Origin of the sequence: Helicobacter sp. L8 (assembly GCF_003660355.1) — a bacterium.
GTDB lineage: Bacteria > Campylobacterota > Campylobacteria > Campylobacterales > Helicobacteraceae > Helicobacter > Helicobacter labacensis.
The window spans coordinates 150,423-173,555 of record NZ_QXQR01000001.1 but is presented as its reverse complement, the minus strand read 5'-3'; the positions used below and the strand labels follow the sequence as shown (position 1 = coordinate 173,555).

At 48.6% G+C, this 23,133-nt stretch carries 18 protein-coding genes; 10 read left to right on the top strand and 8 right to left on the bottom strand.

Annotation, left to right across the window (positions count from 1 at the left end):
- Position 1: 1 nt before the first annotated feature.
- Genes secF through edd form a run of 7 tightly spaced genes read right to left on the bottom strand, consistent with a single transcriptional unit; the run spans position 2 to position 9,521 of the window.
- Positions 2-973, bottom strand: coding sequence for a protein translocase subunit SecF (secF, locus tag EAO37_RS00815; protein WP_120950983.1), 972 nt, complete (start codon positions 971-973; stop codon positions 2-4).
- Entirely contained in the window at positions 960-2,585 is a 1,626-nt protein-coding gene (secD, locus tag EAO37_RS00810) for a protein translocase subunit SecD (protein WP_120950981.1), read from the bottom strand. The genes secF and secD overlap by 14 nt, the downstream gene beginning before the upstream one ends.
- Positions 2,586-2,588: 3 nt before the next feature.
- On the bottom strand, positions 2,589-2,903 hold the full coding sequence (yajC, locus tag EAO37_RS00805) for a preprotein translocase subunit YajC (protein ID WP_120945841.1): 315 nt from the start codon (positions 2,901-2,903) through the stop codon (positions 2,589-2,591).
- A gap of 45 nt (positions 2,904-2,948) precedes the next feature.
- Complete coding sequence (gene nhaA / locus EAO37_RS00800) at positions 2,949-4,271, bottom strand: sodium/proton antiporter NhaA (RefSeq protein ID WP_120945840.1); 1,323 nt, start codon at positions 4,269-4,271, stop codon at positions 2,949-2,951.
- An 8-nt stretch (positions 4,272-4,279) separates the two neighbouring features.
- Positions 4,280-7,063, bottom strand: coding sequence for a RecB-like helicase (locus EAO37_RS00795; protein WP_120950979.1), 2,784 nt, complete (start codon positions 7,061-7,063; stop codon positions 4,280-4,282).
- Between the two features lie 27 nt (positions 7,064-7,090).
- Positions 7,091-7,720, bottom strand: a complete 630-nt coding sequence (gene eda / locus EAO37_RS00790; RefSeq protein ID WP_120950977.1) for a bifunctional 4-hydroxy-2-oxoglutarate aldolase/2-dehydro-3-deoxy-phosphogluconate aldolase — start codon at positions 7,718-7,720, stop codon at positions 7,091-7,093.
- Between the two features lie 10 nt (positions 7,721-7,730).
- Entirely contained in the window at positions 7,731-9,521 is a 1,791-nt protein-coding gene (edd, locus tag EAO37_RS00785) for a phosphogluconate dehydratase (protein ID WP_120950975.1), read from the bottom strand.
- 91 nt (positions 9,522-9,612) lie between these two features.
- Here edd and EAO37_RS00780 point away from each other — a divergent pair, with 91 nt between their 5' ends.
- The 5 genes from EAO37_RS00780 to EAO37_RS00760 are packed head-to-tail and all read left to right on the top strand — an operon-like array spanning position 9,613 to position 15,449.
- Positions 9,613-10,953 carry a glucose-6-phosphate dehydrogenase gene (locus EAO37_RS00780; RefSeq protein ID WP_120950973.1) on the top strand — a complete coding sequence of 447 codons (1,341 nt, stop codon included), beginning with the start codon at positions 9,613-9,615 and terminating at the stop codon, positions 10,951-10,953.
- Positions 10,946-11,626: a 6-phosphogluconolactonase gene (gene pgl / locus EAO37_RS00775; RefSeq protein WP_120950970.1), complete on the top strand. Its 681-nt coding sequence runs from the start codon at positions 10,946-10,948 to the stop codon at positions 11,624-11,626. The genes EAO37_RS00780 and pgl overlap by 8 nt, the downstream gene beginning before the upstream one ends.
- On the top strand, positions 11,607-12,593 hold the full coding sequence (locus EAO37_RS00770) for a glucokinase (RefSeq protein WP_120945835.1): 987 nt from the start codon (positions 11,607-11,609) through the stop codon (positions 12,591-12,593). Before pgl ends, EAO37_RS00770 begins: the two co-directional genes overlap by 20 nt.
- A complete protein-coding gene (pgi, locus tag EAO37_RS00765; RefSeq protein ID WP_120950968.1) occupies positions 12,590-14,254 on the top strand; it encodes a glucose-6-phosphate isomerase in 1,665 nt (554 codons plus the stop codon). The genes EAO37_RS00770 and pgi overlap by 4 nt, the downstream gene beginning before the upstream one ends.
- Complete coding sequence (locus EAO37_RS00760; protein ID WP_120945833.1) at positions 14,238-15,449, top strand: sugar MFS transporter; 1,212 nt, start codon at positions 14,238-14,240, stop codon at positions 15,447-15,449. The genes pgi and EAO37_RS00760 overlap by 17 nt, the downstream gene beginning before the upstream one ends.
- Positions 15,450-15,464: 15 nt before the next feature.
- Here the strand turns inward: EAO37_RS00760 and ligA are convergent, their stop codons facing one another.
- Positions 15,465-17,606 (bottom strand): NAD-dependent DNA ligase LigA, encoded by a 2,142-nt coding sequence (ligA, locus tag EAO37_RS00755; RefSeq protein WP_120950966.1) that lies wholly within the window; start codon positions 17,604-17,606, stop codon positions 15,465-15,467.
- Positions 17,607-17,666: 60 nt separating this feature from the next.
- On the opposite strand from ligA, the gene EAO37_RS00750 reads away from it, so the two are divergent.
- The 5 genes from EAO37_RS00750 to EAO37_RS00730 all read left to right on the top strand — a co-directional run bounded on the left by EAO37_RS00750 (position 17,667) and on the right by EAO37_RS00730 (position 23,119).
- Positions 17,667-18,617 carry a chemotaxis protein gene (locus EAO37_RS00750; protein WP_120951059.1) on the top strand — a complete coding sequence of 317 codons (951 nt, stop codon included), beginning with the start codon at positions 17,667-17,669 and terminating at the stop codon, positions 18,615-18,617.
- Between the two features lie 14 nt (positions 18,618-18,631).
- The gene (gene aspS / locus EAO37_RS00745; RefSeq protein WP_120945830.1) at positions 18,632-20,380 is read left to right on the top strand and encodes an aspartate--tRNA ligase; all 1,749 of its coding nucleotides are present in this window, start codon (positions 18,632-18,634) and stop codon (positions 20,378-20,380) included.
- Complete coding sequence (locus EAO37_RS00740; RefSeq protein WP_120945828.1) at positions 20,380-20,952, top strand: adenylate kinase; 573 nt, start codon at positions 20,380-20,382, stop codon at positions 20,950-20,952. Before aspS ends, EAO37_RS00740 begins: the two co-directional genes overlap by 1 nt.
- An 8-nt stretch (positions 20,953-20,960) precedes the next feature.
- Positions 20,961-21,482, top strand: coding sequence for an inorganic diphosphatase (gene ppa, locus EAO37_RS00735; RefSeq protein WP_120950964.1), 522 nt, complete (start codon positions 20,961-20,963; stop codon positions 21,480-21,482).
- Between the two features lie 242 nt (positions 21,483-21,724).
- The gene (locus EAO37_RS00730) at positions 21,725-23,119 is read left to right on the top strand and encodes a protein kinase (protein ID WP_120950962.1); all 1,395 of its coding nucleotides are present in this window, start codon (positions 21,725-21,727) and stop codon (positions 23,117-23,119) included.
- Positions 23,120-23,133 lie beyond the last annotated feature (14 nt).

Here is a 23,133-nt window from a genome sequence, read left to right as displayed (position 1 = left end):
CTTAAACGCGCCCGTGTTCGTAAAGCTGTCTTAGGCGTTCTTTTTCTTGCTTGCGTTTGAGCTTTTTGAGTTCGTTGTCATGGTAACGCCCCAGATCAAAGCCCAATAACACAGCCAATCTTGGCGCAATAAAAATCGAGCTATAAGTCCCTACAACAGTGCCCACCAACATGGGCAAAGAAAAGCCTATGAGGATTTTAGAGCCAAAGAGATAGAGCACCGCCAAGACAAAAAACACCGTGAGCGAGGTTAAAAGGGTGCGGCTTAAAGTATTAGAGATCGCTTGGTTGATGAGGGTGTTTAAATCCTGTTGTTTGCGCGCAAGCATGCCCTCTCTGATACGATCAAAAATAATAATGGTGTCGTTGATAGAATAACCCAATAAGGTCAGCAAAGCGGCGATCACCTCTAGGTTAAGATCAATGTTAAAGACAATCACGCTCACCGCCGTAACTAAAGTGTCATGGGCTAGGGCGATCACCCCTGCTAGAGCAAAACGCCACTCATAGCGAAAACTCACATAGAGCATCATCGCAATGATAGCCAAAACCAGCGACAACACCCCCTTTTCCTTAAGCTCGCTCCCCACCCTAGGTCCCACGCTATCCAATTTGCGAATCTCAAACTTGCCTAGGGGGCTAAGCAAGTGGTTAATTTGCACGCCTAAATCTTGTTTAGCCCCATTTTGCCTAGCTAGCAAGGGGATTTTAATCACCATCTCCTCAGGCGCGCCAAATTCGCTCACCTGCACGCCTTTAAATTGGGTAGAAACAACTTCGCGCACCTTAGCGACACTAACCACCTTTTCAAAGCGCACCTGCACCACACTCCCCCCAGAAAAATCCACCCCTAAATTAAAGCCCTTGAAAAACATCAAGCCTAAACACACCAACACCACTACACCCGAGAGGGGCAGAGTGAAGCGGGCATAGCCCATAAAATCCAAGACTCGCACCCACTTAAAGAGTTCCATGCTTAACCTTTTTGGGAGGTTTAGAGCGTGCGCTCAAGTTAATCCCAAACCAAAAATAAAGCCCCTTCTTTTTAGAGAGTTTGGGGGCAATGGCTTGGTAAAAACCTTGTGTGCCAATGATAGCAGTTAGAATGGAGGCTAAAATGCCAATGCCCGTGGTGAGCGCAAAGCCCTTGATCGAGCCTGTGCCATAGGCATAGAGTAAAAAGGAGGCGATTAAAGAGGTGAGATTGGAGTCAAAGATCGCGCGCGAGGCGTTAGCATAGCCAGAATGCAGGGCTTGCACCACGCTTTCATTGCCCCTAAGCCCTTCACGGATTCGCTCATTGATGATAATATTGGCATCTACTGCCATCCCCACGGTGAGCACAATCCCTGCCATGCCCGGCAAAGTCAGAGTTGCCCCAAAGAGTGCCATCACCGCGATAATCAAAAAGAGATTGACCACTAATGCCACACTGGCGATCACGCCCGCCATAGAGTAGTAAAAAATCATAAAGGCGATCACTAAGACAAATGCCCCCGCTAGCGCGATTAAAGAGGTGCGGATACTATCTGCGCCCAAACTAGGTCCGATGATGCGCTTTTCTAACACGCTAATGGGCGCGCTCAAAGACCCACTTCTAAGCGTGATGGCTAAATCGCTAGCCTGCTCCACACTAAAGCTCCCGCTAATCTGCCCACTCCCCCCCCCAATGCGCTCGCGGATATAGGGAGCAGAATAGACCTTATTATCTAAAACCACCGCCATGCGCTTGCCCACATTGTTGCCTGAAAAATCCCCAAAAATCTTAGCCCCCCGTGAATCTAAACTAAAACTCACTACAGGTTGATTATTTTTATCATAAGCCACCTGCGCGTCTGTGAGCATCTCTCCATCTAAAATAGGGATTGCCTTTAAGAGTAACTGACCCGCTCCCCCACTTTGGGGCGCATAGGGTAAGATCACATCGCCTAGTTTATGGATTTCCTCTGGGCTCAACTCTGCCAAATAGGGGTTTTTTTCCTCATCGACTGCCATCATCTGCAAATGCGCGGATTTAGTGATCAAATCCTTAGCCCGCTGTTCCTCTGCGAGGGTCTTAATGCCGGGTAATTGCACTAAAATCGCGTCCCTGCCCTGCTGTAAGACCGTGGGTTCAGCAAGCCCAAATTGATCGAGGCGGTTTCTAATGGTGCTAATGACTTGCAAGAGGGTTTGGTGCTGAAAATCTTGAGTCTTTTCAAAACCCAAAGAGAGGGTGTAGCGCTCTTGGGCGCGCTCAACCTGCACACCTTCTTTTTTAAAGTCTGCTAAAATTTTCTCTAAGGCTTTGGTTTCATCCGAATCTAAAAGCTCAAACTCCACGCCCTGCAGAGAGGATCGCAAATCTTTGACTAAAATATTTTGTTCTTTAAAGGCGTAATCTAGCGAGGTGGCTATGGAGGTGTATTTGTTCTTGAGCGCTTCTTCAAGTTGCACCCCTAATAACAAACTCAAGCCCCCCCTTAAATCTAGCCCTAGCGTGATCTTAGGTCCCTTGGTCTGTAGCAGGCTAGGTAGAGAAAGCCCCACGCCAAAGACAAGCGCGATCACAAAGACTAGCAAGCGCGCGTTAAACACCCGCCCCAAAGACTACTGTGCCTCTTTCTTTAAAGAAACCGGGTTACTCGTGGATTCCTCATCTAGCTTATAAGCGACATAATTTTTAGCCAACTTGACTTCTAAGCCTTCGTTCAATCTCACTTTAAAAAAATTCGCCTCAGGCTTGATCACCTCACAGATAAGCCCCCCTTGTGAGACGATTTTATCTCCCTTTTGCAAGCCCTCCAGCATTTCTTTATGCTTTTTTGCCTGCACGCGCTGGGGGCGGATAATGAGAAAATAAAAGATCGCAAAGAGCACCAATAAAGGCAAGAGCGAAGTGAGAATTTCCTTAGTTTGACCCATATAACTCCCTTGTGAGATTCAAAACCCCAATTATAATAACTTTACTTAAGGCTTGGCTTTAAGATTTTCTTTTCTATGGATCACCACCAAATACAGCGTGCCTAGCACCCCAGCAACAAGAGAAGCTAACAAGATGGCGATCTTAGAAACCTCCATCGCGTCTTCGTTATTAAAGGCTAGATTAGACATAAACATCGACATGGTAAAGCCAATGCCAGCTAGCATGCCTGCTCCTAAAATCTGCGCCCAACTCACCCCATCGGGGCGTTTGGCGATTTTAAGTTTCTCAGCTAAAAAGGTGATAGCAAAAATGCCAATGGGTTTGCCCACCACTAGCCCTAAAATCACCCCCCATAGGATTTCATCCACATTAAAATTGAGCTCCTTGCTAATAGCCACCCCCGCATTAGCTAGCGCAAACAAGGGCATGATGAAGTAAGCACTATAAGGGTGCAAAGCGTGCTCTAGGCGCTCTAGGGGGCTTTGTAGATTTCTAGTCGCGTCTTGGAGGGCGTAGAGAATGTCGCGTTGGTCTTGATCTAGGGGTTTGTTGGTGCTATGCGTCTTGGGATTGAACGCGCTTTTAAAACTCTCCATCATCGCGCTAAAGCTATGCACGACTTGTTTGCGCTGGGTAATTTTAATGGGAATGGTGAATGCCAACGCCACGCCCGCAATGGTAGCATGGATTCCGCTATTGTGCGTGGTGATCCACAAGCCCACTCCCAAGAGTAAATACGCCCACAAATAGCGCACCCCCAGTATATTTAGCAAAATTAATGCTAGCAAAATCCCTCCCGATCCAGCTAGCCACACCATGTGTAAATTAGAGCTATAAAAGATCGCAATCACCACGATCGCGCCCAAGTCATCGGCTACGGCTAAAGTTACTAGAAAGACTTTGAGCGCGGGGGGCACGCGTTTGCCCAAGAGCAAGATCACGCCTAAGGCGAAGGCAATATCTGTAGCCATAGGAATCCCAAAGCCATGCGCGCTAGCTGTGCCCGCATTTAAACTATGATAAATCAAGCCCGGGACGATCATGCCCCCCAAAGCGGCAATCACTGGAAATGCAGCTTTGGCAAACCCGCAAAGCTCTCCATAGAGCACCTCGCGCTTGATCTCTAGCCCCACCAAGAGAAAAAACAAAGCCATGAGCACATCATCGATCCAATCGTGGATAGAAAAGCTAAAGTGGTGTTCCCCCACGCTAAAGCCCACTTGGGTGTGCCACAATTCAAAATAATAGGCAGACAAAAAAGAATTGGCATAGATCATCGCCCACACGGCACTAATGAAGAGAAAAATCCCGCTGAAGGATTCGCTTTTGACGAAGTCTAAAAAAAGATTCTTGGGCGGTTGTGTCATCGCTGTCCTTATAAAGAAATGGGGCGCACCTGCACGCCAGACTCCAAAGCGTAGATCAACACACCTTGTACTTGGCAATGGGGGTAGAGATGTTGGGCGCGTTGTTGGTAACCTAGCACCTGTTGGCGGTGCTTGTGCTGGTAAGTTTCTCCGCTCTTGTAATCCAAAATATAAAGCCTTTTGGTGGGTGGATCGCAAGCTAGCATGTCCATGCGCCACACCTGTTGACCTGTTTTAAAGCACACTTCTGCGCGCAATTCCGCTTGCAAATACGCCTGAAAAGCGCTCTTGGCTTGCAAAGCCTGCACACGCGCCAGCACTTGGGGTATATCCACGCCCATAAAGCTATAATGGTGGTGCAAATAGGGGGCAAGATCGCCCAAAGCTACGCCATAGCCATAGTGCAATTCTAAAGCCTTGTGCAAGACTTCCCCGAATCTAAGCGCTTGGCTGGAGAGTTGTGGGTTTTCCTCTTCTTGTAGTAAGTGATCATTTTGTCTGCCAAAGGCGCGTTGATTCTCTAGCAAAGCGGGGGTATGCTCTAGTGAGGGCGCGCTGGGGGGAGTGGGGCTGGGAGCAATAGTGCCTTGTGTGAAAGGCTGGAGGTCTAGGGTTTTAAAAACGCTTCCTTCTGTCTGTTGCACAATAATCAAACTGTGCTTGGCGCGTGTGCAGGCGACATAGAGGACATTTTGCTTCTCTTTGGCGTTGCGTTCTTTAAAAATTTGCAACGCCCTAGCGTAATCCGGATCAAAATATTCTCGTTGCTTTTGCCGATAAAAGGGCTTGAGGCGTTTTTCAAGATAGAGGGTAAAAAACTTAGAGGTATCTGGTTTGTCGCCACTGAAAGGCTCGATCACAAGCACATGCCCAAACTCCATGCCCTTAGACTTGTGGATCGTCATCACCTTGATCCCCTGTGCGCCCTGATGGCTAAAACCCAAATCCTCTTTTTCAAGGCTCTCTATGAAACGCGCGCTGTCATGATGGGCTAAGGAGAGCTCTAAAAAGTGGCGCGCAGGGGGGCTATAAAGCCCAAAAGCGCGCATAAAATTCAAAATAAAGGCGCTTAAATTGGTGTTGTAATCGGGCAAATCCAAAGAGGCACTCAAGGGCATACCTAGCAATTTGAGCATGCATGCGCGGTGGTAGGATTTGTGGGCTTGGGGGGCTAGGGCGTGCTTGAGGGCGTGCATTAAAATTTTTGCTTCCCTTTGGGCTAATAGGCGCGTGTCTGTTTCGCTAATGATGGGGATTCCCTCTAAGATAGGGTCTTTAGATTCTAATAGATGGTTTTTGATGGTGGTAACATCGTCATTTTTAAAGCAGAGGATGGTGATCTCTGAGGGGTCTACTTGGGCTTGCAAGAGCGCGCTCACCTCTTGGCAAAGTGTGTTCAAGCGATCGTCCTTAGAAACTTGGCATACCTTGACATAGCCTTCTTGAGCCTTAGCATGCGCACTTTGGACTTGGTAACCTTCAAAAACGGCTTTGAATTTCTCATTGATGAAGTCTAGCACAACGCGATCGCTACGGTAATTGTGGATTAAGGGTTTGCTGGGGAATTGATCGCACACCTGCGCGAAGAGATCGCTATAGCTCCCTCTAAAGCCATAAATGCTCTGCTTAGCATCGCCCACAAAAAACACGCTCCGCTGGGCTAGATTCTGCCCCTTGCCTGCCCTGATTTCTGCGATCAAGGGTTGCAAAATTTGGTATTGCAACACGCTGGTGTCTTGAAACTCATCCACTAAAATGTGGCTAATACGGCTATCTAGTCTAAAGTAGAAAAAGTCTTTATCTAGCAATCGGGTTAATAAAGTGTGGGTTTTGAGCGCGATCGCGTTGAAATCGAGAGCTGTGGGGCTGTGGGTGTGGGTTTGGTAGCGATTTAAAAAATAGTGCAAATCTTTAAAAACGGCGCGTTCTTGGGCTTGGTAATAGCGCACAATGAGGGCATGCAAGGCTTGAAAATCCGGGGTTAGATCTTGGAGCTTGGCGGTTTTAAAATAGTGGTAATGCGCACCCTGTGTGATGGGTTTAACACAGCCCAAAATGTCCTGGATGGAGTCGCATTTGAGGGCTTTTTTAGCGCTTGGGGTGCTAACACGCAAGAGGATTTTCTCTTGGAGCGCGCGCGCTTCTTGGACAATTTGCTCTTGTAACGCCTTTAAGTCATGTGTGTCGCGTTGCAAAGCATCGATGTCAACTCCGCTATAGTAGAGGGTCAAGATAAAATCCAAAGCGTAAAGGGCGTTAAAACTTGTGCCCGCGCTCAGTAGATTCACACATAGAAGTTCTAAGCGACTCTTCTCTTTGGTGCTAAGTGTGTTTAAAAAGCCTAGCATCTTGTCTTCTGCGCCCAAATGGCTCACTTTAAAAGACGCGCTCACCCCCACAAAATAGCTAAACTTGCGTAACACCTTCTGCAAAAACGCGTCAATGGTCATGATCTGGGCATCATCTTGTAAGAATTGCGCGTAAACTTTGGGAATAAGGTGCGCGATAGTGGGGCGATCAAGGGCGTATTGTTGTGCCAACGCGTCTAAGAGGGCGGCGTTTTTAAACACATTCCCCCCCCCACTTTGCCCATCGACTAAAAGGTCCTCTAAAGCCTGAGTGATGCGCTCTTGCATCTGCAAAGCCGCCTTATTGGTGAAAGTGAGGGCTAAAATCTCATGGGCGCGCGCGCCCTTCAATAGCAACGCCACATAACGCAACACCAACGCAAAGGTCTTCCCGCTCCCCGCTGAGGCACGCAAAGCCAACCAAGGGCTTTCTGAAGTTAGCATACTCCAATCCTTTTTAGCGCGATTATACTATAGCCCCTGTGTGGCTTGCAGGCTTTTTTGAGCAATTTGGGTGATTTGATCCCATTGCCCCTTTGCCATTAAATCTTGAGGGGTGAGCCATGAACCCCCCACGCAAGAAACATTTTCTAAGGCTAGATACGCGCCCATGTTCTCTAAGCTAACCCCCCCAGTGGGGCAAAATTGCACCCCCTTAAAGGGCGCGCTAAAGCTTTTAAGCAATTTTACCCCCCCCACCGCTTCAGCGGGGAAGAGTTTTAACGCCTCAAAGCCATATTCTAAAGCCAACATCAATTCCCCCGCGCTCGCCACACCCGGGATCAAAGCGATGTCAGCTCCTTGGACTTCTTTGGCGAATTTGGCATTGATCCCCGGGCTAATGGCAAAGCGCGCGCCTGCCTTTTTTGCCTGCTCTAACATGAAGGCATTTAAAATTGTGCCCGCTCCCACAATCGCCTCGGGCACTTCTTTAGCAATCAGGGCAATCCCCTCTAGCGCGCCTGCTGTGCGCAAGGTGATCTCTAAAATTTTGATCCCCCCTTTTAAAAGGGCTTGAGCTAGGGGCACGCCCTGCTTGGGGTCTTGCAAAGTGATCACGGGGATGAGCGGACCGGTGTTTAAAACTTCTTGTGCTTGCATTGATGACTCCTTAATTTCCAAAACTTGTTGCCCCAGTTTCTGCGCTAGTGGTTACACTTCTAAAGCCACTAAAAAGCTCGCGCCCACTCCCAAAATGATCGCGTGGCGCGGGGTTGGCTTTTCTAGCCTCCCACTCTGTAGGCTTGACAAGTGCTTGCAAAACCCCCTTTTTAGCGTCCAAAAGCACCTCATCGCCCTCTTGCAAGAGCGCGATCGCCCCGCCTAATAGGGCTTCTGGGCTTAAATGGATCGCCGCAGGGACTTTGCCCGATGCTCCGCTCATGCGCCCATCGGTGAGCAAAGCCACTTGAAAGCCTTGATCTTGGAGTGTGCCTAGAATGGGGGTGAGTTTGTGTAACTCGGGCATACCATTAGCCCGTGGTCCTTGATAGGGTAACACTGCGATGAAGTCGCGATTCAAATCCCCTTGTTTAAAACGATCTAAAAACTCTTGTTGGGAGTGAAATACAAGAGCGGGGGCTTGGATTTTTTGGTGTTGTTCAGCCACAGCAGAGATTTTGATCACCGCGCGCCCTAGATTGCCTTTGAGGGTTCTTAAGCCCCCATCTACACTAAAGGGTTCTTTTACAGGACGCACAATGTTGGTATCTAAACTCTCTAATACGCCCTCTTTGTAAGTGAGAGTGCCCTCTAACAGATAGGGGTTTTTAGTGTAAGCCTCTAGCCCAACTCCTACGATCGTCTCACAATCCTCATGCAAGAGCCCAGCGCGCAACAATTCGCGCACCACGAATGCCAGCCCCCCAGCGGCTTCAAATTGATTCACATCGGCTTTGCCATTAGGATAAACGCGCGCAAGCAGGGGGGTGAGCTTAGAGATCGCATCAAAATCATCCCAATTAATGATGATCCCCGCGGCTTTGGCAATCGCCACGAGGTGGATGGTATGATTTGTCGATCCCCCGGTTGCCATCAAGCCCACCATCGCATTGATCATATTTTTTTCACTCAACAACACCCCGATAGGCTTGACTTCTCGAGTTGCCATGTGTGTCGCAGCCGCCTTGACTAGGGCTTGCCTTAAAGAAGTGTTGGGGTTGATGAAAGCCGAATTGGGTAGGTGTAAGCCCATCAGCTCCACCATCATTTGGTTAGAATTTGCTGTGCCATAAAAGGTGCAAGTGCCCACAGAATGGTAAGATTGCATTTCACTCTCTAACAATGCGTCCCGCGTGATCTTACCTTGGGCGAAGAGTTCGCGCGTTTTGGATTTTTGCGCATTAGAAATCCCGCTAGTCATCGGACCTGAGGGCACAAAGATACTGGGCAAATGCCCAAAATGCAACGCACCAATGAGTAACCCGGGCACGATCTTATCACACACCCCCAAATAAAACGCCCCATCAAAGACATTATGAGAGAGCGCGATCGCACTACTCATCGCGATCACATCGCGCGAAAAGAGACTAAGTTCCATGCCCTCATAGCCTTGCGTGATCCCATCGCACATTGCCGGCACTCCCCCAGCAAATTGCGCGCTCAAACCATGTTTAGCTAGCTCTTCTTTGAGCAGATCGGGGTAGGTTTTAAAGGGCTGGTGGGCAGAGAGCATATCATTGTAAGCCGAGACAATGGCAAAATTGCGTCTTTGGGTGTCTTTGATCGTGTCTTTGAGGTGGGGAGGCAGGCTGGCGTAAGTGTGGGCTAGATTCGCACAACCCAAGTCCTTACGCGCGATTTTACCTTGATGTTGCGCGATACGCTCCAAATAAGCTTGGCGGGTGGGCTTGCTGCGTTCTCTGATTATTTTTGTAACATGCTCTAGGGCTTTTAGTGCCATTGGCGATCCTTATGCGTGTAGTGTGCGCCTAAAGTATGCTATCTTTTTGGTAAAAGTATCCCATGCCCTAGGTGGGCTTTTAAGGATTTGTATGCGTGAAGGTCGTTTTATTTTGCTGGGCGCAACGGGGGATTTAGCCCTGCGCAAGATTTTTCCTGCCCTTTATAAAGCTTACAAGGATCAACTATTAACCCCTAGTATTTTAGCCACAGGGCGTTCGCGTCTTAGCCAAGCAGAGTTTTTGCACCTATTAGACACCAAAACAAAACCCCATCTTAAAAATCTTGATCTGACATTATGGGAAAGTTTTACCCAACACATTGAGTATGTAGCGGTGGATTTAACCCAAGCGCAGGATTTCAAGGCGCTTACAAAGTGTCCTCTCCACCCCAATACAATTATTTATTTTTCTATCGCTCCGGAGTTTTTTGCAATCGCGTGCGAACACTTAGCCCAAGTGGGGCTAAATGCCCCCAAAGTCAAAATTGTCTTAGAAAAACCCCTAGGGGTGAATCTACACTCCGCGCGCGCCATCCATCAAAGCATCGCCCAGCACTACCAAGAAAGCCAGATTTATCGCATCGATCATTACTTAGGCAAACAGAGTGTGCAAAATCTCTTGCATTGGCGCGCCTCTAATGCGCTCTTACAAACCCTTTTGCATAAAGACCATGTCGATCATGTGCAAATGAGTGTGTGCGAAACTTTGGGGGTGGAGAGTCGGGGGGGCTTTTACGACCCTATGGGGGCTTTGCGCGACATGCTCCAAAACCACATGCTCCAAATGCTCACTTTGCTCACCATGCCCCTGCCCTCAAACCTAGATGCCTCCTCCATCCGCCAGGCTAAACGCGCCTTGCTCCAAAGCCTCAAACCCCTAGATCACCAAGCCCTCTTAGCCCAAGTGGTGCGTGCCCAATACAGCGCACATGGAGATTTTGTAGGCTATCGCCAAGAACCCCATGTCAATCCTAATAGCCAAACCGAAACCTTTGTCGCGCTCAAATTAGAGATTGCGCGCCCCGAGTGGGCGGGTGTGCCCTTTTATTTGCGCACGGGCAAGCGCATGGGAGCTTCTTTCGTGCAAGTGGTGGTTAGCTTTAAGGGGGGTAGTCCCCTCATCTTTACCATCCAGCCCAATCCTGCGATCTCTTTGAATCTAGCCCCCATTACCTTGCAAACAGCCCTAGAGAGTGGCATGGACGCTTACCAACGCTTGATCTTAGATGTCTTTGACTCTAATCAAAGTGCTTTCAACCACCAAGACGAATTAGAAGCCGCGTGGGTGTGGCTTGATCCCATCTTGCAAAGCTGGCAAGCCAATGAAACTCCCTTGTATTTCTACCCAGCGGGGAGTTTTGGACCACAAGAAGCCTTTGATCTACTAGAGAGAGAGGGGCGCGCGTGGGCAAAGGGGGTGGGCTGTGTTTGAGTTTGTGGAACACTCCGATACAGAAATTTATGCCAAGCTAGCCTATGCATTTGCACAGAGTCTGCACAATCTTGGCAACAAAACCGCATATCTCGCCTTCTCAGGGGGCAAAAGCCCTATTCCCTTTTTAGAACGCTTGGTAGGAGAAGATGTGGCGTGGGATCGTTGCGCCTTAAGCTTAGTAGATGATCGCATTGTCCCCCCCGATCATAAGGATAGCAACGCGCTCTTGATCCATAGACATTTTTTAGACAAAGTGCGCTCTAAATTTAAAATTGAAGCACCCTTTACCCCCTTAGTTACAGATGCTAGCCTCCCCCCCGAGATGATCTTAGCAAAAGCCCTCGAGAGTTACAAACAACCTGATTTAGCCCTGCTTGGCATGGGTTTGGATGGGCACACCGCCTCGCTTTTCTCCGATGCGCCTGAATACGAACACGCCCTAAGCACCACCCAGCCCCTTGTGCTCACCACGCCTCAAAATGCCCCCCACAAGCGCATTAGCATGAGTTTGCACGCTTTAGAGAGTTGTAAAGAAACTTGGTTGCTCATCTCAGGGGAGGAGAAGCGCAGGGTTTTTGATGAGGCTGCTAAGGGGATCAACCCCAAACTCCCCATTTCTTTTATCTTACATTCTAAAAAGGTAAACTGCCATGTCTTCTACACCCGATAAAACTTACCCCCGCCTCTTAGCTGACATTGGAGGCACAAACGCGCGTTTTGGGCTAGAGGTCGCCCCTGATAAAATTGAGTGCATTGAGGTGTTTGCCTGTCAGGATTATAACACCGTCGTGGATGCGATCAAGGCTTATCTAGCCAAGACCAATAACCCCCCCGTCAAATACGCCGCCATCGCCATCGCTAACCCTGTAGTGGGCGATTGGGTGCAAATGACCAACCACCATTGGGCATTTTCCATTGAAACCACCCGTCAAGCTTTGAAATTAGAGGTGTTGATCCTCATCAACGATTTCACCGCCCAAGCTTACGCCCTCTCCAAGCTCAACACAGAAGAGTTATTGCAAGTGGGGGGGAGCGCGTGCGAGTTGCACGCCCCCAAGCTGGTTTTAGGTCCGGGCACAGGGCTTGGAGTGAGCGCGCTCATCCCTTGTTGCGATGGCTCTTACACCGCTCTAGCGGGCGAGGGGGGGCATGTGAGTTTTGCGCCCTTTGATGACACGGAGATTATGATCTGGCATTATGCGCGTAAAAAGTATGGGCATGTCTCTGCCGAGCGTTTTTTAAGCGGGGCGGGGCTGGTGCTCATCCATGCCGCTTTAGCTGATAGAGAGGGGATGCAACCCCCCCAAATGACCCCTGAAGTTATCAGCCAACAAGCGCTCAGTGGCAAATCCCCCCTATGCCGTTTGACTTTGGATATTTTTTGCACCATTCTAGGCACGGTGGCTTCTAACATGGCTTTGATCTTGGGAGCGCGCGGGGGAGTGTATCTCTCTGGGGGGATTATCCCGCGCTTCATTGATTATTTTAAAACCTCGCCCTTCCGTCTGCGTTTTGAAAACAAGGGGCGTTTTGCGGCGTATTTGGCGGCTATCCCCGTCTATGTGGTGCTCTCTAAACACCCGGGTTTAAAGGGTGTGGCTGTGGCGTTGGATAACCACCTAAGGGTGCATCCATGAGTTTGACCGCCTTAAACGCTTTCAAAGCCTTAGAAACGCATTTCCAAGCCTTAAAGCAAGCGCACATGAAAGATCTATTCGCTAGTGATCCCAAACGCGCCACGCGTTATTTTCTCAAAGTGGGGGGTTTGTCTTTAGATTATTCTAAAAACCGCATCAATGATGAAACCTTGGAACTTCTCCAAGATTTAGCAAAAGAATGCGCCCTAGAGCGCAAAATTCAAGCCATGTTTTCAGGCGCAAAGATCAACACCACAGAGGGGCGCGCGGTATTACATACCGCCCTGCGTAACCAGTCCTGCGAAAAAGTCATGGTAGATGGGCAAGATGTGATGCCCAAAGTGCGCGAGGTGCTTGCGCGCATGGCGGACTTTAGCGATGCTCTGCGTTGCGGGCACTGGCTAGGCTACACCAATCAGATCATCACCGATGTGGTCAATATTGGCATTGGGGGTTCAGACTTGGGCGCGTTGATGGTGTGCAAAGCTTTAAAACGCTATGCCCACCCGCGCTTGAATATGTATTTTGTTTCTAATGTGGATGGGATTCAAATCCAAAGCGTGCTAGATAAGATCCACCCAGAAACCACGCTCTTTATTGTGGCTTCTAAGACTTTTTCTACCCAAGAAACCTTAACAAATGCCCTGAGCGCGCGCGCGTGGTTTTTAGCCCATGCCCATGATGAAACCCACATTGCCAAGCACTTCGTAGCGGTCTCTACGAATAAGCAAGCCGTGCAAGATTTTGGGATCGACACGGCTAACATGTTTGAGTTTTGGAACTGGGTGGGAGGGCGTTATAGTTTGTGGTCGGCTATTGGGCTTTCTATTATGATCTATCTAGGTAAGGAGAATTTTCAAGAACTACTAGAGGGGGCTTACGAGATGGATGTGCATTTCAAAAACGCGCCCTTTGAACACAACATGCCCGTGATTTTAGCCCTGCTAGGGATTTGGTATGTGAATTTTTTTGATGCGGGTAGCCACTTGATCGCCCCTTACGATCAATATTTGCGTTATTTTCCTAGATTTATCCAACAGTTAGACATGGAGAGCAATGGCAAACGCACCACTTTGGGGGGGGAGGTGGTGGATTATGACACCGGACCCATTATTTGGGGGGATATTGGAATCAACTCCCAACACGCTTTTTTCCAACTGCTCCATCAAGGCACGCATTTAACCCCCATTGATTTTATCGCCTCTTTGAGTAAGGAGGGCAATTTACCCGGCCACCATGAAATACTCCTTAGCAATGTCTTTGCCCAAGCGGAAGCGTTTATGAAAGGTAAGGACTATAACCAAGCACTCAAGCAGCTTTTAGACAAGGGCATGGACACCCCCAGCGCGCGCGCGCTTGCTCCTCACCGGGTGTTTTCGGGCAACCGCCCCAGCAATATGATCTTATTAGATGCGATCACTCCTAGGAGTATTGGGAATTTGGTCGCGCTTTATGAACATAAAATTTTTGTGCAGGGGGCTATTTGGGACATCAATAGTTTCGATCAATGGGGGGTGGAATTGGGCAAGGAGTTAGCTAAGGACATTTTAGCCCAGTTGCGCGAGGGGAGCGCACAAAACCCCCATGACAGCTCAACACAACATCTCATCCATCTTTATAAAACCTACAATAAAGGAGTTTTACATGCAGACAAAGAATAATAATTTTGCCCTGGCCAGTTTGACGGGATTGTTTTTCATGATGGGTTTTATCACAGTGCTCAACGACGCTTTGATGCCCCACTTGAAGAAAATCTTTGAGTTAAACTACTTTGAGGCATCTTTGATCCAATTTTGTTTCTTTGGCGCGTATTTTATCATGGGGGGACCTTTTGGGAAACTCTTAGATAAGATTGGCTACCCGGCTGGGGTAGTGGGGGGGTTTTTAATCACCGCCTTGGGCTGTGTCCTCTTTTACCCGGCCGCTTCTATGGCTTCTTATCCCATCTTTTTGGGCGCTTTCTTCGTCCTAGCGAGCGGGATTGTGCTCTTGCAAACCGCGGGTAACCCCTTTGTAACTTTGCTAGCCCCAGGCAAGGAAGCCACCGCCCTCACTTTGGTGCAGGCTTTCAACTCACTAGGCACATTCTTAGGTCCACACTTTGGGGCGTTGCTCATCATCTCTGGCACGGCTGAAGTGGTGGATAAGGTTAAAGAAGCCCAATCCGTGCAAGTGCCCTACTTGATCATTGCCGGGGTGGCGATCTTACTAGCTGTCGTGTTCTACTTGCTCAAATTGCCCGATGTGCGCGAGCGCGCGGAGCAAATTAGTGAGGAAAACCACGATGGCAAGCAGAGTATGTTTGAATACAGCCACCTAGTTTTTGGGGCGTTAGCCATTTTCTTTTATGTGGGCGCAGAAGTTTCCATTGGGACTTTCTTAGTCAACACGATGGAACAGGTCGCAGGTTGGGACAGCAAAACCGCCACGCACTTCATTAGTTTCTATTGGGGCGGGGCGATGGTAGGACGCTTTTTAGGGAGCGCAATCATGGCTAAGATCGCGCCTAATAAATGTTTGGCGTTCAACGCAGCCATGAGCGCGCTCTTGTTGGTGCTGGCTATTATCTTTGATAGCCATGCCACTATTTATGTCCTATTGGCGATCGGGCTTTTCAATTCCATTATGTTCCCCACCATCTTCTCTCTAGCGACTAAAAATCTAGGTAAATTCACCAGCCAAGCCTCTGGGCTCATCTGTATTGCCATTGTCGGGGGCGCGCTCATCCCACCCGTGCAAGGTTTGGTAGCCGATAGTATGGGGCTTATTGTCTCTTTTCTAGTGCCCATGGTGTGCTACTTCTACATCATCTTCTTTGCCTTACAGGGCTATAAAGTCGTCTCAGATAGGGACTAGGTTACAAAGGAGGGGTTAATGTTTGAGCGCGCGCCATAGCTGGGCTTGATCCATGGTGGCAATCCCTAAATCTTGGGCGCGTTTTAGCTTGCTCCCCGGATTATCTCCATAAATGAGTAAGTGGGTGCTCGCGCTCACACTGCTTTTCACACACGCGCCCAAACTTTCTAAACGCGCGCTCAAGGCTTCCCTAGAGATACTAAAAGTGCCGCTCAACACGATGTTTTTTTGGCTGAACATAGAGGATTCTTGAGAAGAAGTCGGGGGTGTGGGTTCTATAAGCGCAAGCAAACATTTTAGCAAAGCCCCATTGTCCTGCAAGAATCGCGCCAGCGCGCCAGCCATTTTATGCTCAAAACCCGGCAAGGCTCTAAAATCCTGCGCGCGTTTTGCAAACACCTCTAAGCCAAAGGCTTGGGCTAGGGCTTTGCTTGCCCCCTTGCCAATGTGCTCGATTCCTAGCGCGTTGATCAAACGCCACAAGGGGGCGCGCTTGGTGTTGGCGATCGCCTCTAAGAGATTTTGGGCGCGCTTGTGTTTCCAGCCCTCTAGGGCGCATAAACTCTCTAGTTTGAGGGTGTAGAGGTCTGCAATATTACTAATGAGTTTAGCCTCTAGTAATTGCGCCACCACTTTATCGCCCAAGCCGGCGATGTTTAAGCCATGTTTAGAGGCAAAATGCACAATTTTTTCCTTGATCTTGGGGGGGCAGTGGGGGTTGGGGCAGAACAGGGCGCGATCCCTATGGCTAAGATCGCGCGCGCAACGGTGGCAAAAGGGCTTGCAAACCAACGCCCCTTCACACGCTAAACACCGCGTGCTTAGGGCATTTTTGGCGTATTTGCGCACAAAGACATGGCAGGTGGGGCAGAAATTGGGCTTGTTTTGCAAGAGCAAGGACATCTTACAAACCGGGCAATGCTTGAGCTCTTGTTGGGCTAAAAGAGTGGCGCAGGCGGGGCAATGTGTGGGGGGGATAATGGGGGTTTGTGAGCCATCGCGTAGGTGTTCTAGGGGCTTGATGAGCTTGGGGATCACATCTCCACTTCTAATCACCACCACCATGTCATTGAGCATAAAGCCCTTTTGCTGGATTTCCGTGTAATTATTCAGTGTGGCTTTGGAAACGCGCGCTCCATCGAGTGTTATGGGTTTCAAGATCGCCACAGGGGTGATCGCCCCCGTGCGCCCAATTTGGGGGACAATGCCCAGGAGTTTGGTGTGTTTTTCAAGAGCAGGGAATTTATAGGCGATAGCAAAGCGGGGGGCTTTGAGGGTAAAACCTAATTCTCTTTGCATGCTAAAATCATCCACCACCACCACCATGCCATCCATACCCACTTGGGCGTGCGCGCGCTGGGCATGCAATGTGGCGTAGGCGCGCTCGATGTCTGCTAAATGGGCGCAGGCGATAAAGCGTGTGGGCAAAAAGCCATCGCCCATGATCGCCTCCATCATCGCCTTAAAGCTAGGTTTGCTAGGGTGGCAATGCCCCAAACCCCAAGGCATAAAAGTGAGTTTACGCGCGGCGCAAATTTTGGGATCGAGCTGGCGCAAGCTCCCTGCAGCGGCATTCCTAGCGTTGGCAAAGAGGGGTTGTCCTTGATCTAGGCGTTGCGCGTTGAGATTTTCAAAATCTGTGTTCTCGATCACAACTTCCCCGCGGATTTCTAGGGGATCCATATAGGCGATACGCAGGGGGATTGAGGGGATAGTCTTAGCGTTGTGGGTAACTAATTCGCCTTCTATGCCATTGCCCCGCGTTGTCGCGCTCACTAATTTGCCTTGATCGTAAAAAAGATTGAGAGAAACCCCATCGAGCTTAGGCGAACAGGTGAAACTAGCATGGGGATAAACTTTAAAAATGCGTGTTATCCAAGTTTGCAAACCCTCTACATCAAAGACATTGTCTAAACTCCACATGCGCTCTAAATGGGTGTGTTTGGGTAAATACGCAAGCAAAGCCCCGCCCACGCGCTGGGTGGGGGAGTGTTCTAAAATCTGCTCGGGGTGGGCGCGTTCGTATGTGAGGGCTTGCTGGTAGAGGCTGTCATACTCAAAGTCGCTAATGAGGGGATTGTCTAGCACATAGTAGTGGTAGGCGTATTGGCAGAGTTGTTCTATAAGAACTTGGTAATCGTGAAAAGTTTGTATCATTGTCCAGTCTTTGCTATAATGAAAAATTATAGCGGACTTTCATTAAGACAAAGGATGAGTGTGATTAGCGATGTGGACACCACGATCTCTTTGCATTTGAATAACGAAGCCCAGTTTCTGTGTTTTACGCTGAGCGATGATTCCAATAATGACGCTGAACTCTATGGGATCAATATCTTTAAAATCCGTGAAATCATTTATTACGATGGCGATGTTACCGAAACTGTGGGGGGCAATGAGGGCATGATGGTGGGCTTTTTAACCATTAGGGGGGAATCAGTGCCCTTGATTGATGTGGGGCGTTGGTTACACTATGAGCCTAGCAACCCCAATAAAGACTTGGGCGATGCCTCCATCAAGAGTAAAGAAAATTTGGTGATCGTGTGTGAATTTTCTAGCTGTGTGGTGGGGTTAAAAATCTTTGCGATCAAGCGCATTGTGCATAAGAATTGGAGCGATGTGAGTGTGGGGGATAAACAGGGCTTTGGAGCGGGGGGTAAGGTGAGCGCGATCACGCGTTTTGAACAGGATCGCGTGATTCAAATCTTAGATGTGGAGCGTATGCTCATAGACACCTTCCCGGATTTGCAAGAATTGGATTATCTCAAAGCGCAATTTGTGGAGGCTATTAAAAGCGATAAACTAATTTTCATCGCTGAGGACTCCCAAGTGGCGATGAAAAATCTAGAAAAGATCGTGGAAAATCTCCATCTCAAATACGAGAGCTTTGCCAATGGAGAAGCCCTACTCAAACGCCTATTTGAGGACAATATGTTAGATCAAGTGGGGGCGGTGATCACCGATTTAGAAATGCCTATCGTGTCTGGCTTTGAGGTGCTCAAGCGCATTAAAGAGGACGCGCGCACCAAGCACCTGCCCGTGATTATCAATTCTTCGATGAGTAGCGAGTCTAATAAACAGCTTGCTGATTCTTTGCATGCCGATGGCTTTGTGATCAAATCCCATCCAGATGAAATTCAAGAACTCTTGCACGCGTATTTGCAAGTCTGAATAAAAGGAAATTGATGTTAAGGACGCATTTATGCGCCCAAGTGGGCGAATCTTTGTTGGGGCAGAGGGTAGAGCTGTGCGGATGGTGTCATAATTACCGCGACCATGGGGGGGTGATCTTTATTGATTTGCGCGATAAAAGCGGGTTAGTGCAATTGGTGTGCGATCCTAATTCGAGCGCTTATGAGCAGGCTAATTTAGTGCGCCATGAATTTGTTTTGATTGCGCAGGGAATCGTGCGCTTGAGAGGGGAGGGTTTAGAAAACCCCAAACTCAAAACCGGTAAGGTGGAGGTGGTGCTAGAGAGCTTGCGTATTGAAAATAAGAGTCTCACCCCCCCCATTGCCATTGGGGATTCAAGCGTGAATGAAGATTTGCGCTTGCAATACCGCTTTTTGGATTTGCGCGCCCCTAAGAGTTATGAAATCTTTAAAATGCGTAGCCGTGTGGCTAAGGCAGTGCGCGATTGTTTAGATAGTTTGGACTTTTTAGAGATAGAAACCCCCATGTTGGCTAAAACCACCCCCGAGGGAGCTAGAGATTTCTTAATCCCTAGCCGTGTGCATGATGGCGCATTCTTTGCCCTGCCTCAGAGCCCCCAACTCTTTAAGCAACTTTTAATGGTGGCGGGCATGGATCGCTATTACCAGATTGTCAAATGCTTTAGAGATGAGGATTTGCGCGCCGATCGCCAGCCCGAATTTACCCAAGTGGATGTGGAGATGAGCTTTTGCACCCAAGAGGATGTGTTGCAAGTGGCTGAGACTCTACTGCAAGCCGTCTTTAAAAGCGTGGGCATAGAGGTAGCGACCCCTTTTAAACGCATGGACTACATGGAGGCAATGGAGACATACGGGAGCGATAAGCCCGATTTGCGCTTTGAGCTGCCCTTAATAGAAGTGGGCGATCTCTTTGTGGATTCTAGCAATGACATCTTTAAAAAGATCGCTAGCGATCCTAAAAAGAACCGCTTTAAAGCTTTGCGCGTGCCCGGGGGGGATAGTCTTAGCCGTAAATACTTGAGCGAGGCAGAGAGTTTTGTGCGTGGCTTTGGGGCACAGGGGCTAGCTTATTTGCAAATCAAAGCAGAGGGGGCTAAAGGTCCTTTAGTAAAATTTTTAAGTGAAGAGTGCCTACAAGAGCTTTTAGCGCGCACGCAGGCGCAGGTGGGGGACATTCTCTTTTTTGGTGCGGGGGCAAAAAAAATCGTCTGGGATTACATGGGGCGTTTGCGTCTGAAATTAGGACAGGATTTAAACCTCATTGATTCCAACACCTTTAATCTCTTGTGGGTGCTAGATTTTCCTATGTTTGAGAGTGCTGAGGGCAAACTCAGTGCCGCGCACCACCCCTTTACCATGCCCAAAGATTTAGAAAATGAAGACCTAGAGGAGATGCGCTCAATCGCCTATGACATTGTGCTCAATGGAGTAGAGTTGGGCGGGGGGAGTGTGCGCATCCACAAAGAGGAGATTCAAGCTAAGGTTTTTGAGTTGCTAGGCATTAGCCCAAGTGAGGCGCAAGAAAAATTTGGTTTCTTTTTAGAGGCATTGCGCTATGGCGCGCCCCCCCATGCGGGCTTTGCCTTAGGGCTGGATCGCCTCGTGATGTTACTGGCTAAAGTGCCCAGTATCCGCGATGTGATCGCCTTCCCCAAAACCCAAAAAGCTACCTGCCTACTCAGCCAAGCCCCTAGCCGCGCTTCTGAGGAGCAATTAAGAGAATTGCATATCCGTTTAAGAAACCCTGAAAGGAAACATTGATGAAAAACCTATTTTTGATTATTGGCGCGCCCGGGAGTGGCAAAACCACAGACGCACAGCTGATTGCCCAGCGTAATAGCGCGCAGATGGTGCATTATTCTACTGGCGATCTCTTGCGCGCTGAGATCGCCAAAGAGAGTGAGCGCGGGCAACAAATTGCCCAATACACTAATAAGGGCGATTTAGTGCCCTTAGAAATTGTAGTAGATACAATCATCAACGCCATTAAAAACGCCCCTAAGGACACCATTATCATAGATGGCTACCCGCGCAGTGTGGAGCAAATGCAGGCTTTAGATCGCATGCTCAAAGCCCAAGAAGAAGTGCGCTTAAAGGGCGTGGTGGAAGTCAAGGTGAGCGAACCAGTGGCTAGAGAGCGCGTGTTAGGACGCTCAAGGGGAGATGATGACAACATAGAGGTTTTTAACAAGCGCATGCAGGTGTATAGAGAGCCTTTAGAGAGTATTTTAGAGTTTTACAAAGCCCTAGAGGTGCATCAAGAAATCAATGGAGAGCGGGGCATTGAGGAGATTGTAAGCGATATAGAACAACACATCAAAACCACTTTATAAGGACAATCATGCAAATCCAGCACATCAAAACCGGACAAAACCCCGATGCGATCAATGCGATCATTGAAATCCCCTATGGCTCAAAAGTGAAATACGAAGTGGATAAAGAAAGTGGCGCGGTTGTAGTCGATCGCGTGCTCTACCCTTCTATGGTGTATCCGGCTAATTACGGCTTTGTGCCCCACACTTTGGGCGGGGATGGCGACCCGGCTGATATTTTGGTGCTCAATGAAGACCCCTTGCAGGCAGGGAGTGTGATCAAATGCCGTTTAATCGGGGTGTTGTTTATGGAAGATGAGGGCGGGGTAGATGAAAAACTCTTAGCCCTGCCCACAGAAAAAATCGATCCGCGCTATGTTAAAATCCAAAGCCTAGAGGATTTACCCCCCATCACCCTAGAAAAAATCAGACATTTCTTTGAAACCTATAAAGATTTAGAAAAAGACAAATGGGTGAAGGTGAAAGGTTTTGGCAACAAAGCCCAAGCTAAGGAGGTGTTAGAAAAAGCCATAGAGGATTACAAAAAATAGCTATGGACTTGCACGCTTAGTGCGAGTCTAATATGCTATGAGTTTGGGGAGGGTAACAAAATTGTTTTGAATTTTGAAACAATGGGGTAAATCCCCTTGCTTTATTTACCTTTTTATGCTACATTCACCCATTCACCCATTCACCCATTCACCCATTCACCCATTCACCCATTCACCCATTCACCCATTCACCTAGGGGCTAGGGGCTAGGAGGGGGAGAGTGCGGTTTGTAGGAGTTTGGTATGAAGCAAAAGCTCGATTTATTGGCTTTGATTAAAAGCCATGACACGCTTTTGATTGACGAGAGTGCTTTAGTCAATGGCGTTTTTTGGAAGATCTACAACGACTCCCTTAAAGAAATTCTACACAGGACTCAGAAAAAAATCGGGGTGCCCGAGGATGTTTTAGAGCGCATCAACGAGCAACGCGCCAGCGATGCGCATTACCAAAAGGCTTATAAAAGGTATCTCTCCATCCAAAGGGAGGTTGTCAGCGTGCCCGGGACACTCACAGAGATCATTAAATCTAAGAAAAACTTACTCTTCACTAGAAACAAAGCCCTAGCCCAAATTGCCACGCGCTCCAAACAAAGCACGATTCTTTTTCTCTCTGTGTCTAAAAAGTGTTTTGAATTTTTCAACGCGCAGGTCAAGGAGGATATTAGCAAGCCTAGATACCACAAACCCCATATATCTACGGGTAAATTGCAACTAAACTCTATCCCCCAAGAGGGAGAGGAGGCGTTTTACAACCACAATGGCAAGCAACACAGCGTTAGTCTCATTCAGGTCTTAAGTCAGGGGGGCGAGGGGATTGTTTATACCACCAACACGCCCATGCTGGCTAAAATCTATGGGCACAAGCATAAGAGCGTGCGGACCGGGGGCGTGCCTGATTACACCCCTAAGAAACTCGCCCTACTTGTCAAAGCTAAAGTGAGCAAACAAGTGTGCATGCCCACATGCCTACTCAAAAACCAGCAGGGTGAATGCGTGGGTTATTTAATGCCTAAAGCAGAGGGCAAGACCTTACAGCACATTTTAGGGGGCTCTAAGGATAAAGCCACGCATATCCCTAACTGGGGCACAAAGGATTTGGTGCGCCTGTGCATGAGTTTTTTAAAAACCATCCAATCCTTGCATGACAAGGGGATTCTAGTGGGCGACATCAACCCTAATAATCTCATGTTTACCCAAAACGCGGAGATGTTTTTCATTGATTGTGATAGCTACCAAATAGATAAATACCCCTGTCCGGTTGCCGACCCCGCCTACCTTGTGCCAGAGCACTTAGGCAAGCACATGACCGAGGTGATGCGCTCTAAAAGCGATGAATACTTTGCCGTGGCGTGTTTATTATTTGTGATTCTAACCCTAGGCGTGCATCCTTATAACCATAAGGGTTTAGGACGCGATGAGGCAATGAAACAGGGGGCATTTGCCTACCCTCTAAATGGGGGCGACTTATCCTTAGTGCCACAGGGTAGAGCTAGGGATAGCTGGGTGCGCTTGAGCCCCCAATTACAAGAGTGTTTTTATGGGAGTTTTCAAAAAGGGGGCAAATTTTACAGCGCTAAAAAACGCCTCTCCCCACCCAAATGGCTAGATGTCTTAAACAAATTCTACCAACAACTATAACCACAACAAAGGAG

Coding starts and splice junctions, on each gene's coding strand:
- secF (WP_120950983.1), bottom strand. CDS start 973: ATGGAACTCTTTAAGTGGGTGCGAGTCTTGGATTTTATGGGCTATGCC.
- EAO37_RS00760 (WP_120945833.1), top strand. CDS start 14,238: ATGCAGACAAAGAATAATAATTTTGCCCTGGCCAGTTTGACGGGATTG.
- EAO37_RS00795 (WP_120950979.1), bottom strand. CDS start 7,063: ATGCTAACTTCAGAAAGCCCTTGGTTGGCTTTGCGTGCCTCAGCGGGG.
- edd (WP_120950975.1), bottom strand. CDS start 9,521: ATGGCACTAAAAGCCCTAGAGCATGTTACAAAAATAATCAGAGAACGC.
- ligA (WP_120950966.1), bottom strand. CDS start 17,606: ATGATACAAACTTTTCACGATTACCAAGTTCTTATAGAACAACTCTGC.
- EAO37_RS00770 (WP_120945835.1), top strand. CDS start 11,607: ATGTCTTCTACACCCGATAAAACTTACCCCCGCCTCTTAGCTGACATT.
- EAO37_RS00780 (WP_120950973.1), top strand. CDS start 9,613: ATGCGTGAAGGTCGTTTTATTTTGCTGGGCGCAACGGGGGATTTAGCC.
- EAO37_RS00730 (WP_120950962.1), top strand. CDS start 21,725: ATGAAGCAAAAGCTCGATTTATTGGCTTTGATTAAAAGCCATGACACG.
- ppa (WP_120950964.1), top strand. CDS start 20,961: ATGCAAATCCAGCACATCAAAACCGGACAAAACCCCGATGCGATCAAT.
- nhaA (WP_120945840.1), bottom strand. CDS start 4,271: ATGACACAACCGCCCAAGAATCTTTTTTTAGACTTCGTCAAAAGCGAA.
- aspS (WP_120945830.1), top strand. CDS start 18,632: ATGTTAAGGACGCATTTATGCGCCCAAGTGGGCGAATCTTTGTTGGGG.
- pgi (WP_120950968.1), top strand. CDS start 12,590: ATGAGTTTGACCGCCTTAAACGCTTTCAAAGCCTTAGAAACGCATTTC.
- eda (WP_120950977.1), bottom strand. CDS start 7,720: ATGCAAGCACAAGAAGTTTTAAACACCGGTCCGCTCATCCCCGTGATC.
- yajC (WP_120945841.1), bottom strand. CDS start 2,903: ATGGGTCAAACTAAGGAAATTCTCACTTCGCTCTTGCCTTTATTGGTG.
- EAO37_RS00740 (WP_120945828.1), top strand. CDS start 20,380: ATGAAAAACCTATTTTTGATTATTGGCGCGCCCGGGAGTGGCAAAACC.